Annotated in this window: 7 protein-coding genes; all 7 read left to right on the forward strand. The window is 43.8% G+C overall.

Annotated elements, in window-relative coordinates; translation table 11 throughout:
- The first annotated feature begins 25 nt into the window (after nucleotides 1-25).
- The 7 genes from RIF36_RS10620 (at nucleotide 26) to RIF36_RS10650 (ending at nucleotide 14,116) form a co-directional block, all read left to right on the forward strand.
- Nucleotides 26-2,494, forward strand: a complete 2,469-nt coding sequence (locus RIF36_RS10620; protein WP_350128801.1) for an ABC transporter permease — start codon at nucleotides 26-28, stop codon at nucleotides 2,492-2,494.
- Between the two features lie 240 nt (nucleotides 2,495-2,734).
- Entirely contained in the window at nucleotides 2,735-5,176 is a 2,442-nt protein-coding gene (locus RIF36_RS10625; protein ID WP_350128798.1) for an ABC transporter permease, read from the forward strand.
- Between the two features lie 39 nt (nucleotides 5,177-5,215).
- Nucleotides 5,216-7,648 carry an ABC transporter permease gene (locus RIF36_RS10630; RefSeq protein ID WP_350075247.1) on the forward strand — a complete coding sequence of 811 codons (2,433 nt, stop codon included), beginning with the start codon at nucleotides 5,216-5,218 and terminating at the stop codon, nucleotides 7,646-7,648.
- Nucleotides 7,649-7,990: 342 nt separating this feature from the next.
- A complete protein-coding gene (locus tag RIF36_RS10635; protein ID WP_350075245.1) occupies nucleotides 7,991-9,367 on the forward strand; it encodes a DNA cytosine methyltransferase in 1,377 nt (458 codons plus the stop codon).
- Complete coding sequence (locus RIF36_RS10640; RefSeq protein WP_350075243.1) at nucleotides 9,364-10,893, forward strand: ATP-binding protein; 1,530 nt, start codon at nucleotides 9,364-9,366, stop codon at nucleotides 10,891-10,893. Before RIF36_RS10635 ends, RIF36_RS10640 begins: the two co-directional genes overlap by 4 nt.
- An 8-nt stretch (nucleotides 10,894-10,901) precedes the next feature.
- Nucleotides 10,902-13,139: a Z1 domain-containing protein gene (locus RIF36_RS10645; RefSeq protein ID WP_350075241.1), complete on the forward strand. Its 2,238-nt coding sequence runs from the start codon at nucleotides 10,902-10,904 to the stop codon at nucleotides 13,137-13,139.
- Nucleotides 13,136-14,116 (forward strand): PD-(D/E)XK motif protein, encoded by a 981-nt coding sequence (locus tag RIF36_RS10650; protein WP_350075239.1) that lies wholly within the window; start codon nucleotides 13,136-13,138, stop codon nucleotides 14,114-14,116. Before RIF36_RS10645 ends, RIF36_RS10650 begins: the two co-directional genes overlap by 4 nt.
- Nucleotides 14,117-14,332 lie beyond the last annotated feature (216 nt).

Below are 14,332 nucleotides of genomic sequence, written 5' to 3' on the forward strand. Positions count from 1 at the left end.
GACCAGAACAATAAAATCATTTGATATGCTTCGCAACTACATCATTCTAGCCTTTAGGCATCTAAAAAGAAAAAAGGGCTTTGCTTTCATCAATATCGCTGGCATGGGTGTTAGCCTGACTGTGGTACTGGTCATTCTGCAATATGTGGTGCAGGAAACAAGCTACGACAGCTTTCATGAAAAGCTCGACAGAACATATCGTGTTGTTAGTACTGTGACCCAGGCCGGAAAAGAGTCGGCAGCGAATCCCGGCAGCCAGGCCCCGCTTTCGGTGGCGGTGGCAGCTCAGGTGCCTGAGATTGAGACTTACGTCAGGTTTGACCGGATTGATTATACCAATGTTTCGTTAACAACCAAGTCTGAAACCACTCCCCGTCAGGTATTTCAGGGTAACTTTTATATTGTAGATTCTACTTTTTTTGAGGTGCTAAGCTTCGAGCTGGTAAGTGGCGACAAACGCTCTGCCCTTACGAAACCGGAAAATATGGTAGTGACCGAGAGCGTGGCAAAGAAGCTTTTTGGCGCTCAGGATCCTATGGGCAGAGAGGTTGAAATGGGAAACAATTGGGGAAAATACACCTTTCAGGTGTCAGGAGTGATGAAAGACCCACCATTCAATAGCCACCTCTCTCCACAAGTACTTATCCCGCTGACGTTTTATGACAAGATCAATGTGAAGATCAACGACTGGGAGAATAGCTACCTGGGTAGCTATGTGGTACTTAACAGCCCGCAGTCGTTAGACCTTGTTACAAGTGCATACAACTCTATTTATCAGGAGCACCGCCCGGAGAGCCAGAAGAATCAGGGCGTCGATTACGAGTATTCGCTTCAGCCAATGGCTGACGTATATCTTCACTCTTCTTTCGAATTCGAATCGGCCAAAACTGGCAACTTTACCTATGTGGTGTTTATAAGTATAGTTGGTGCGCTGGTGCTGATCATATCCTGGGTCAACTATGTAAACCTTGCCACTGCGCAGTCGGTGGAGCGGGCAAGAGAAGTAGGAATTAGAAAGGTGTTTGGTTCATTAAAGAGGCAGCTAATCAGCCAATTCCTTTTTGAGTCAATGTTGGTCAATGCTATCAGCGTTGTGCTGGCACTCACGCTGGCCCAAAGCCTGCTCGGGAGGATTGGCAACTGGACGGGCATAGAAATCCACTCGACCCTGATTGCGGAGCCGCTGTTTTGGGTCTGCGTCGTGTTGTTTTGGCTAACCGCCTCATTTTTTGCCGGGTTTTATCCTGCCTTTATATTGTCAGGCTACAGGCCTTCAAGAGTGCTCGGCGGCAGGTTTAAAAGCGATAGCAAAGGTGTTTTTCTGCGCAGGTCGCTGGTGATTTTTCAATTTGCTGTATCCGCTTTGCTCATAGCGGGCACTATCACAGTATACAGGCAGATCAGCTATATGCGCAGCCAGGATTTGGGGATCAATATCAACGATGTGGTGGTGTTAAAGTCACCTCCTTCTGCCTTGAGCAGTGTAGAGTTCAACAAGAAGGTCAACTATTTTAAAACGGAGCTGCTGAGAAATCCGCAGTTTGCGGCGATGACAACAGCCAGCACCATGCCCGGACATAAAATTGGCTGGACATCAACAAAGGTGAGGAGAAAGGGTGAGGCCGAAGGCGAGGGAGCGTCGTTCAGTTTGATTGCTTGCGACAAAGATTATCTGAAAGCTTTGTCAATTAGCCTGATGGCAGGGGAGTTCTTCCAGGGACACGAGCAGCCCTGGGTTACCGGAGAAATTGTGATCAATAAACGGGCAGCCGAAATGTTGGGATATCAGTCGCCAGAGGAGGCACTGTATCAGCACCTGGCGTGCCCGGTTTTTGGCGGTGCCGACCTTAGGATTATTGGCGTGACCGACGATTACCATCACCAGGCTTTGCAGTCTTCCATTGAGCCGGTGATCTATGTCCTCTCCAACTGGAGCAACTACTACCTGGTAAAGCTGAACCTTAAGGGAACCGCTGAAGAAAAAACAACTGCGCTGGCACCAGTGCTGTCCAGCCTGGAATCGTCCTGGAAAGAGGCATTTCCCGAGAGCACCTTCGACTATTCTTTTTTAGACGAACAGTTCAACCAACAATATAAAGCCGACCAGCAATTCGGAGCCCTGTTTACTCTTTTCTCTGCCTTTGCGATCTTCATTGGATGTATGGGCCTTTTTGGTCTGGCTTCCTACACGCTTTACCAAAAGACCAAAGAGATTGGTATCAGGAAAGTGTTGGGCGCCAGGTACGGCGACATCATGGTACTGGTATCAAAGGAATTTCTATTGCTGGTTCTTATGGGAAACCTGGTAGCCATACCTGCGGGCTGGTGGCTGGTGAGCAACTGGCTGGAGGGATATGCCTACAGAATTGAGATCGGCTGGTGGTTTGTTGCCATCCCGGTAGCCAGCCTGCTGGTGCTGACCTTTTTAACTATCCTGTTTCAGGTGTTGAAGGCAGTTAGGCTGAATCCGGTGGAGAGCTTGAGGTATGAGTAGTGGAGTAAACAGTAAGAAGTTGGAGAGTGGCCCACCAACGCTTGAGGCTACGGCGGGCAAAGGAGAGCGATAGGCGTCGGTACAGTAGCGTGGGGCAGTGCTAGGAAACCGTCAGCCGCCGGAAGATGAAATCGAACCTTAGCGGGCTTTGCTCCTTTGCGTGATCGATTTGTGGGTTGAATAGTAATGCAAAGGGCTGATTGATAACAATTGACTTTTACTAAACAGAAACATCAAAATATGTTTTTTAACTACATCAAAATCGCCTGGCGCAACATCCTTCGCAAAAAGATGTTCGCTTTTATCAACGTGCTCGGTTTGGCTATAGGCATCAGCACCTGTTTCGTTATGCTGCTGATGATTGAGTTCGAAAATGGTTTTGATACGCAGCACAGCAATGGAGACAGGATCTACCGGCTCTATACCACCTTCACCGGTGCCTTTACCGGCTCCAACAGAGGGGTGGCGAACGGCTCTGGTCCAGCCATCAGAGAGAGCTTTGCCAATGTAGAAACTGTGGCTCAGTTTTTTGAAGTTGGGGGCAACAAAGTGGCAGTGCCGCAACCAGACGCCGACCCTGCTGTGTTCAGAGAGGGGTTGCACGCTATATTGACGGACAGTTCCTACTTTCAAATGTTTCCGGCCTACAAATGGATCGCCGGAGATCCTTCCTTTTCTCTTTCCGGCATCAATCAAGTTGTTTTGACTGAAGGCACTTTCAGAAAATACTTTGGAGATAAGGCCTCTCTTCAGGACATGCTGGGAACAACGATCTCCTACCGTGACTCGATCCAGACCACGCTAACGGGGGTTGTCAATGAAATTCCATTCAGAACTGATTTTCGTTTTACCGAGTTTGTGTCGGTGGCTACCGCAAAGCGTTTTGGGGTGAACCTCAATGATTGGAGGAGTACAAACAGTGGCTCTCAAACATTTGTGGTGCTGACGCCAGGCACCAAGGTTGAAGACTTCGAAAGCCAGGTGGCACTGCTGAAGGAGAAATACATGGAAGAGCATACGGACGGTGACTTCGTGGCGGATTTTATGCTTCAGCCGTTGTCGGAGCTTCACTTTAATCCGGAGCTGGGGATTTTCAATTCCGTTGGCGACGTGGCCAACAGGTCCACCCTGAAGATTTTGGCCCTTGTTGCTGTGCTGATTCTTCTTATTGCTGCCATTAACTATATTAACCTGGAAACCGCACAGGCCACCAGAAGGGCGAAGGAAATAGGCATCAGAAAGGTGCTGGGCAGCTCGAGGTCGACACTGGTCTTTCAATTTCTGGCGGAAAGCATCTTGCTCACATCAATAGCCACGGCATTCGCCTTGCCCCTGTGTCAGTTTGCGCTGATCTATTTTGATGAATTCCTGTCTCCTGATATGTCGCTAAATCTGGGCGACCCTACCACAATGGGGTATTTGATTGCGCTGGTGCTTTTCGTGGGAACGCTGGCAGGCATGTATCCGGCATTGGTGCTAAGTAAGTTTTTGCCAGTAAAGGCATTGAAGAGCCAGATTTATACCGAAAAAGGGAAGAATTTCTCTGCGCTGCTCCGCAGAGGTTTGACCATTTTTCAGTTTACTTTTTCTCAAATACTTATTGCATGCTGCCTGCTTATGATTTGGCAGGTTGATTTTTTAACGAAAAGAGACCTGGGTTTTAAGAAAGACGAGATACTGGTGGTAGGGACTCCCTGGCGGGAAACTGCCCAGAAAAGAGAGCGACTTGCCGCTGAACTGGCTTCAATACCTGAAATTTCTGCCATCTCCTTGCACGATAATCCGCCGTCCAGTAACAACTGGAGCTCAGATTTGCTTAAGTCTTATGACGAAAGTGGAAATGAGGTCATTCATGATGTGCATATAAAAAGGGGCAAGGTGGACTATTTCTCCTTCTATGAGATTGATTTCCTGGCTGGCCGATCATTTCTGCCTAACGATTCGCTTAAGGAAGTGGTGATTAATGAAAAATTTGCCAGGGAATTGGGCTACGAAACCCCCAATGATGCCATTAGCGAACAAGTAAATTGGGGAACAGAAAAGCATACGATTGTGGGTGTTGTCAGCGACTTCCACAACAGGTCACTGCATAGTGAAATTGACCCGTTGGTTCTTGTATACGACGAAGAGGGCAGCGATATAGGGGTGAAGCTGAACCTGGAAGGTGGTAGCCATGCCAGTGCCGACGCAGTGGTTGACAAAGTGAAAGCTGCGTGGGATGAAGTATATCCGAACCACCCCATCCGATATGAGTTTCTTGATGAATCGATCAATAAAACCTATGAATCTGACCGCCGGACGGTGAAGCTCGCCTCTACAGCGACCCTTATTGCCATTTTGATCTCTTGTCTCGGGCTGTTCGGATTGGTGTCATTTAGCACGATTCAGCGAACCAAAGAAATTGGCATCAGGAAAGTGCTGGGAGCCACGGTGGGCAATATTGTGTCGCTCATGTCGAGAGACTTCCTTGGACTGGTGTTGATCGCCTCCGTGGTGGCTGCTCCCATCGCTTACTGGCTAGGCTTGATGTGGTTGGAGGATTTTGCTTACAGTGTTGAGCCAGGGCTTTTGCTGTTCATCCTTACCGGAGGCTTTGCGCTCTTGATCGCCTTTCTTACCGTGGCGCAGCAGGCATTCAAAGCTGCAACGGACAACCCGGTGAAGGCATTGAGATATGAATAACCCTCCTTGAATGGGTTGCTGAATTTTAACGATCAAACTATGCTAAGAAACTATTTCATCATCGCCCTTCGCCACCTGAGCAGAAACAAGGTTTTCTCGCTTATCAATCTGGCAGGTCTTTCAATAGGTCTGGCTACTTTTCTTGTTATTTTCACGTTTGTGTCTTTCCACAGAGGATTTGACACCTACCACGCAGATGCAGACAGGATCGTTAGGGTAGGTACCAGGATAAAGCTTGGAGGTGAAGTGATCATTTCTCCCACAGTAGGTGCTCCGGCTGCAAAGGCTTTTAAAGAAGAGCTTCCCGGAATCGACGAAATTGCGACAATATTCAGCCGCCCCTATTTCAGGTTCAACATTTCCGTTGGCGATAAGAGTTTTCCCAGCGAGCAAGGTGTGTATGCCGATTCTCTCTTTTTCAGCATGTTCTCCATACCTGTTGTAGCCGGAAACCCTTCCACTGCCCTCACGGAGCCAAAATCGATTGTGCTTACTGAAAGTATGGTAAAAAAGTATTTTGGCGATCAGGCATCACCTGAGTCTGTGATAGGAGAATTGGTGGAAATAGAGGATCAGGCAGTTGTGCGGGTAACTGCGGTATGCGCCGATGTGCCTCAGCAAACGCATTTTACCTTCAATGTTTTAATTTCCTCTGATCTAAATCCTCGTGGCAGACAATATTGGTTGGGAGAAGGTGTATTCACCTATGTGAAGCTGGCAAAGGGACAAACGGCTGAGCAATTGCACGACATATTCCCGGCATTAACAGAAAAGTACATCGGCCCCGAAATAAAAGAATTCCTCGGTGTCAACCTATCAGAGTTTTTGGCGACCGGGGGCGAATTCGAGTTTACAACTACGCCTATAGAGGATATACATTTAAAATCTCACGCCGAAACCGAAATCGCTGTCAACGCCAATGGTACTTATGTCAATATTTTCTTTGGCGTAGGGGTACTCATCCTGCTACTCGCAGTCATTAATTTTATCAATCTTTCTGCAGCTTCCAATATCCAAAGACTGAAAGAAGTGGGCGTAAGGAAAGTGATGGGTGCCAGGAGAGAAGGGCTTGTCCTGCAGTTCATGACAGAAGCTATCCTGATCACGGTAGTGGCCTTTGGCCTGGCGCTAACCCTTCAGCAGGGAGTGACACCTCTTGTAGGGCAGTATTTTGGCGTTAATATGGGAGATGGCGTGGTGTCAGTTGGCTGGTATGTGTCTGTTGCGCTCGCCGGTAGCATTGTCATTGGCGCTGCTGCGGGTATCTATCCGGCTTTTTTACTTTCTAATGCTAAAACAATAAATGCACTTAAAGGGCAGACATCAGTTAGCAGCAAGAAGAGCAGCACCCGAAATGCCCTGATGGTGGTTCAGTTTGCTATTACGATTGGATTGCTGTCGTGTGTAATGGTGATCATGGCTCAGGTGCATTACCTCCAGACAAAACCATTGGGATACAACAAAGATCAGGTAATGCTGATCAATAGTATCGACCACTTGTCTGCCAGCAGAAGCGCAGTTCGCCAGGAACTTGAGGCACTGCCAGGTGTGGAGGCGGTATCAATTGCCAGTTACGTGCCTTCCGGCCCCAGCGATTTTGACCGAAACGCCATGCAGGACCTGACTGCTGAAGCACCGGAAACCTTTAGAGTGACTCACGCTGCCGTGGACGAACACTTCCTGGAAGCGATGCAAATGAAGCTTTTGTACGGAAGAAATTTCTCTGAGGCCTACGGCGATGAGTCCTCCAATGTGATTATCAATGCTGCCATGAGTCGTGCTTTTGGCTGGGACGTAGCAACCGGAGAGGCCATCGGAAAGACCGTCACAGACGTTGATTTTAACCGGGGCTTCACCGTTATCGGCATCGTCGATGACTTTCATGTTTTCAACATGCAGGATCCTATCATTCCGTTCTTTTTTCGGTACTCAAAGGAGGGCTTCGTTGCTGTGATCCGCTTCAATACTAATGAGCTCCCGGCGTTGAATGCAGCATTTCCTGACATGTGGAAGCAGTTTTCTGAAAAGCCCGCCAATAAGTCTTACCTCAATGAGTTTTTTCTGAAGACTTTTGAAGAAGAAAAAAAGATAGGTAGTCTGTTCGAGATGTTCACAACTTTGGCCGTTATTCTTTCAGGCATGGGGCTTTTTGCCATGACAGCCTTTAACACCCACCAGCGAACCAAGGAGATAGGCATCAGGAAGGTATTGGGTGCTGAGGGCGTTGGGTTGTTTATTATGCTTTCAAAAGGAGTGGTGTTCATGCTGCTGATCGCTGCTGTCATTTGTATTCCAATGGTTTATTACGGAATGAGCGAATGGCTGCAAAGCTATCCGTACAGAATTGCCCTGCCCATCTGGGCTTTGGTTGCACCGCTGGCAGGCATTGTCCTATTTGCCTTGTCCGTTAGTGGGTGGCATATTTTGAAAGTGATAAGGATCAATCCTGTTGAGTCGCTGAGAGATGAATGAGTTGCGGCAATGTCTCGATTGGGTTTCGCAGTAGGCAATGTCACCGACGCTCTTTTCTCCAGGGGGCATTGTAAGAATCATTCAAAATATATGTTTATATGGTTGGTATGAGCCAAGTGTTGGCGCTGGAGACCTTATGACTAACTGGACTATAAACGCTAATTGGGGTAGGGTGTGGTTTATACAATCGTTTTATGCCGTGACGTAGACTAGCCGTACATTCAGGCACGTTTGGCTCTTTTCAGCGCAACACCAAATCACAAAAACCAAAATAACCTGAGTCTTGCTAACATGGACTAATAACGATAGATTTGGATGTATTTCGAAAAACAAATTAATTGAATGATTGATGAAGCCGAACAATTAAAGTTTATAGATTTATTTTCAGGCTTGGGTGGTTTTCATGAAGGTTTAAGTTCATTAAATTTCGAATGTGTTTTTGCCTCAGAAATAGATTTATCACTTCGGTCTCTTTACGCAGATAACTTCAAAATCGAACCTGCTGGAGATATTCGTGAGATTAATGCAGAAGATATTCCTGAACATGATCTCCTATGTGCCGGTTTTCCGTGTCAGCCTTTTTCAAAAGCGGGATCTCAAAACGGGATGAATGATCTTCATCGTGGAACTCTTTTTGACGATATCTCAAGAATCATCAAATTTCACAAACCAAAGTATTTTATTTTAGAAAATGTTGCCAATCTAAAAAATCACGATAGGGGAAGAACTTGGGATATCATTTCGCATACATTAGAAGACATTTTAGGGTATGAAATAGATAACCGAAAGCTTTCGCCTCATTTATTTGGAATTCCACAAATTAGAGAAAGGATATTTATTGTAGGTGCACGAGACGGCTTGACTCATTTTTCTTGGCCGGAACCACTCGAGAACTCAAAGTTGAGTATTGACAACATATTAGAACCAATTTCAACAACCACAAAATACCTACCTGCAAGAGAATCTACTTGTCTTGATTTGTGGCAAGAATTTGTAGACAGAGTACCTGCTAACATTGAATTACCTTCGTTCCCAATCTGGACGATGGAGTTTGGAGCCGACTATCCTATTGATCAAAAAGCCCCATACCATCTTAAACGAGAAGAACTCGATGACTACCTTGGTTCGTTTGGACAATCTTTGCACGGTATGACAAAACATGATCAACTAGAGAGATTACCCAAATATGCTAGAACGGAGCAAGAAAATGAAGAATTTCCAAAGTGGAAGCAAAGGTTTATTCTACAGAACCGAGAGTACTACAATCGGATAAAAAAATACGTCGATCCTGTTCTACCAGAAATTCAGAAAATGCCTCCTAGTTGGCAAAAATTCGAATGGAATTGTAAAGGTGAATCTAGAAATATTAGGAGTCATATTGTACAATTCCGAGGGTCAGGAATAAGGGTGAAAAGAAGGAATTATTCACCAGCATTGGTTGCAAGTACGTCGACCCAGATCCCAATTATTGGATGGGAAAACAGATATATCTCTATCAAAGAAGCTTCAAAACTTCAATCATTAGAAAGGTTGAAAATGCCAAATCAATTTGGAACAGCATTTAAGGCCTTGGGAAATGCTGTTAATGCTAGAATTGTCAGCCTTATTGCTGAGGAGTTAATTAAGGAATCAAGTCCCACATCTTTAAAGCACAATAAAAACATTAATGGAATAATGCAGACCAATCAAGTCCCAATTTCTAAGGCTGTGGAATCATGAGCGGTAAAATCAATATTCGACCCAATGTTTCTATGTTATCCGTTCTCAAGTTCCTTGAGTATGAAACGTGGTTTGCGTTAGCAGAATATGTTGATAATGCAATTGCGAGCTATCAAAACAATAAGGAACGGCTCAACCAATTACATGGAGGCAATTTCCAGCTTAGCGTTAGCATTGAAATAAATGATCCTGAAAATAAAATAACAATCCGTGATAACGCTGCGGGGATTGAAGAACACAACTATCCACGAGCTTTTAGAGCGGCTGAGATCCCGTCTGACACAACAGGTTTATCCGAATTTGGAATGGGAATGAAGTCTGCTTCTTGCTGGTTTTCTGATGAATGGACGGTAAGAACAACTGCGATTGGTGAACCAGTTGAGAAGACGGTGAAATTTGATATGAATAAAATCTTCGAGGACAAGATTGAAGAACTGGAATTCATATCAGAGCCAACTAAGGAAGAATATCATTACACGATTATTGAACTTCTTAGTGTAAACAAAATGCCAAGACGCAAAGGACTTGGCAAAGTGAAATCACACCTTACTAGCATTTACCGAGAGTTCATACGAAGTGGGGAATTGAAATTAACTGTTGATTCAATGGTACTGCAATATCAAGATCCAAAAATCTTGGATGTCCCCAAATACGACGACCCAAAGGGGGAACCAATTCTATGGAAAAAGGATATTGATTTTCCAGTTGAGAAAGGCCTCAGGGTTCGAGGTTTTGTAGCAATTCGAGAAACTGGGTCAACAGCTGAGGCTGGTTTCGCATTATTTCGAAGGGGTAGAGTTATCGAAGGAAGTTTTGATAATGGATTTAGGCCAGATTTCATCTTCGGGGCGCCAAATAGCTACAGATATCAGAGAGTATTTGGTGAACTCCACCTTGAGGGTTTTGATGTTTCGTTTACAAAAAAGGGGATTCAATGGGATGAAAATTTGGACGTCTTTCTGAGATTACTAAAAGATGATATTAGCTCTCAAAACTTCCCATTGCTTCAGCAAGCTGAGCAATATCGAGTAAGAGCAACAGAGAAAGAATATAAAGCATCCATTAAAGCCCTCAATCGAACTGCTGACGATTTACAGAATAAAGGAACACAAGCAGTAACCGAGGTTGTAAACACTACAATTGGCAAGGAAGCTTCTGATAAAAAAACACTTACTCAAACTGAAAAGACTATACACAGAAGTTTTGAGATACGGTTTAACAAAATCGATTGGAAAGTGTCCATCGAGCTATCATATGACCCATCGCTGACTGAATTAATTGAAATAGGAGACAGCTTTATAAAAGATGGTTTGTTTGAAGAAGGCATAAGGCAAATTGGTATCCGTCTTTCTCTCACTCATCCATTTATGGTAGAGCATGTTGGTTCTGACCCAAATAAGGTTGAGCCTGTGCTAAGAATTGCAGCAGCATTCGGATTATCGGAAATAATTGCTAAAGACAGTTACAAGAATCAGGGTGAAGTAAGAAGAAATTTTAATGAACTTATTTCCAATCTCTCAAAATAATTTCACGAATGACAGAGATTATTGAAATTCATAACCAAGAGTCGAATGGTGATTGGCAGCCATTTGTCGGTGAAGAAACTAACGATCTGCTGAGAAGCAAAGGTTTTACCTCCCAAGATGGAACATTAACCGAAGGTGGTGAAAGAATTCTTGATGAGACCTATAGGATTATGCAGGTTTGTGGTAACCCAAATAATCCAACAAATAATGAGACTGGAATTATTATAGGTTATGTCCAGAGTGGTAAAACCCTTTCCTTTACTACTCTTACAGCCTTGGCAAGGGATAATAACTATCAAATCGTAATCGTTATTGCTGGCGTTTCGACAAATCTAGTTAACCAGTCAACTCAAAGATTGGCTGAGGATTTAAGGTACAATTCTCGTTTTGATAGAAAATGGACCATGCTTCAAAATCCGAATGGAAGACAAGATTCGGAAGCAATAGAAGCAACCCTCGCTCAATGGGCTGATCCAACTTTATCGAATGATAGGTGTCAAACGTTGCTCATTACAGTAATGAAGAATCAATCTCACCTAAATAATCTTGTCAATACCTTATCAGGTCATAATCTTTCAGGGGTTCCAACCTTAATAATCGATGATGAGGGAGACCAAGCCAGTTTAAACACCAGAGCTAGATGGGCTGCTCGGCAGAACTTAGACATTGAAAGTCTAACAGAAACTCAAGTTTCGACGATTTATCGAAGAATTACTGTCCTTAGAAATGTATTTCCTCACCATACTTTTCTACAATACACAGCAACACCACAGGCCAATTTGTTCATTAATATTATGGACAGGTTGTCACCAAACTTTATTAAGCTATTAACCCCAGGTTTGGAGTATACTGGTGGGATTGATTTTTTTAGAAATAATCCAAATTTGATTCAAGAAATTCCACCGGCTGAAATTCCAGGCATCAACAATCCACTTCATGAAATACCTGACAGCCTGAAGTCGGCATTGCGTATTTTCTTTTTGGGTGTTGTAGCCGGAGAGCCGAAGCAGCCGCCACGAAATAGAACTATGCTTGTGCACCCATCTAGACTACAAGGCGACCATGTTGAATTTACCAATTGGATAAGAAATACTTGCAATAGTTGGCAAAGACTGCTTTCAGGAACAGATGAAGATGAAAAGAGGGAACTATTAGACGAGTTTAGAGAATCGTATCAACAGTTATCAGAGACTGTTCCTGACCTGCCTGGTTTTGAGGTGCTTACTGGAAATGATTTGATTCATGCTTTACGTTATACAAGAATCGTTGAGGTGAACTCAAGAAGTGGTGAAACTCCTCAAATTCCTTGGAATGTCTTTTATTCATGGATTTTGGTAGGTGGTCAATCCATGGATCGAGGCTTTACAGTTGAAGGATTAACAGTTACCTACATGCCTAGAAATATAGGTACGGGTAATGTTGACACTATTCAACAGCGGGCAAGGTTCTTTGGATATAAGAGAGGTTACTTGGGATATTGTAGGGTATTCCTCGACCAGGTAACAATTGACTCCTACAATTTCATTATTGAACACGAAGAGGATGTAAGAAACAGACTGCAAGAGTTTCACTTGAACGATAGGCACCTGAACGATTGGGGTAGAGAAGCGGTGCTAAATCAGATGCTTAATTTGACTAGACGTAACATTATTTACGATGATCTAAATAGAGATACATTCGGAAGTGATTGGTTTAGGATAAATGCTCCACATGATACAGATGAACTTATAGAGTACAATCGGAATGCTCTCTTTGCATTCCTCCAACCCCGATCAAACTCTTTCAGTCAAGATGCGGGGCATCCTGCACGGACGGAGGATCAGAAACATTTGGTTGCTCGCTTACCAATAGGTGAATGTTTGGAGCATTTACTAAACAAACTCCGTTTCACACGTGAAAGTGATTCAGCAACTTATTCAAGCTTGAGAGGTATCCTAAAGGGATACCAAGAAGAACACCCTAGTGACGAATGCCTGCTCTATCTAATGAGTGCCAATTCAATCGAAAACTGGGCACCGAGAACTCGTCGACTGAATAGAAATGATGAAATCCAACAATTATTTCAAGGTCGTAACCCAAGAACAGGGGAAGTAACTTATCCTGGGGATTCAGAAATCAAAGAAGAGAATCTCTTGACAATTCAGGTTCATCTTTTGAACATACGAGATACTGAATATGTAAATACTCCTACGCTTGCGATTTGGATACCTGAGCATATGGGAACAGATATAATCAGGCAAGCATGAATCTAATTGAGCTATTCAATTCACTAGATATACCCGAAAATGATAGTAAGGTTTTCAATGCAGTGCCTATCCCCGATTTTCCTAATTTTCGAATGGGAATTGATTTTGAAGGTAACCCTGTTTTATTGCTTTCAGTCGCAAAGAGGATTAAGGATTTGAGATTAAAAAATTTCCGCTTAAAGTACTTGCAACTCGAACAAAACCTGGAGTGCAAGATTTTCGAAAATGAATCTTCCAAAATTCAGACCTTAACTGCTTTAACCTTTCGGTGCATTGATCCTAATCTTCAAGAGTACTTCTTACGAATATCTGAATCACTTGTAAAAACAATCGGCCAAAATCCCACTCAGCAGGAAGTTGTAGAATCTATGAAGAAATTCTTAGAGGTATTCAAAACGCTCACAGAATCACCCGCCAACACCGTCAACGGTTTATGGGCCGAACTTTTCGTGATTGAAAATGCTACCGACCCTAAAGTTTTGCTAAACTACTGGCACAATGTGCCTGAGGAAAAATTCGATTTTAATACAGGGCTGGAAAGGATTGAAGTCAAGAGCAGTTCGAACTTTGAGAGAAAACATATCTTCTCGGCCGAGCAATTAAATCCACCACATGATTCTCGAGTTTTAATTGCCTCGGTGTTTCTAAAGCAGCACAATTCAGGTCATAATATTCAACAATTGGTTGAAAGAATTAGCGAGAAACTTGACTCTGACTTTGAAACAATTGACAAACTCACATTTGTTGTTTTCAGAACGCTTGGGAATTCTTTGGAACATTCTATTGCAATAAAATTCGATTATGAAATTGCCAAGCAATCTTTGCAATTTTATGACACATCAGATATTGAGAAAATCGAAGAAATAAACATTCCGTTGAATGTTAGCGAAGTGAAATTCAAATCCGATCTCTCAAACATCAAGTCTGTAAACTTGGCATCTCTTAAGGACAAACGAACTCTATTTGGTGCGATCTAGCACCCAACGCCATTACCATTGGCAGGTTGCACAATCCAACCCGCAACTAAAACCTGTCAAAGAGAGCGGCTACTCCCACCGCATGGACGAACAAATACGAACGGTGCAATGGGTGACGAAAGACAAAAAGCTAACGGAGATATTAAAAAAAACCTGGCTTACTGATATGCTTGTCAAGGTTTGTCAGCTAGGTTTGTTTACCGATGTCCGTCTACC

It is taken from the genome of Imperialibacter sp. (assembly GCF_040222815.1).
In the GTDB taxonomy this organism is placed as follows: domain Bacteria; phylum Bacteroidota; class Bacteroidia; order Cytophagales; family Cyclobacteriaceae; genus Imperialibacter.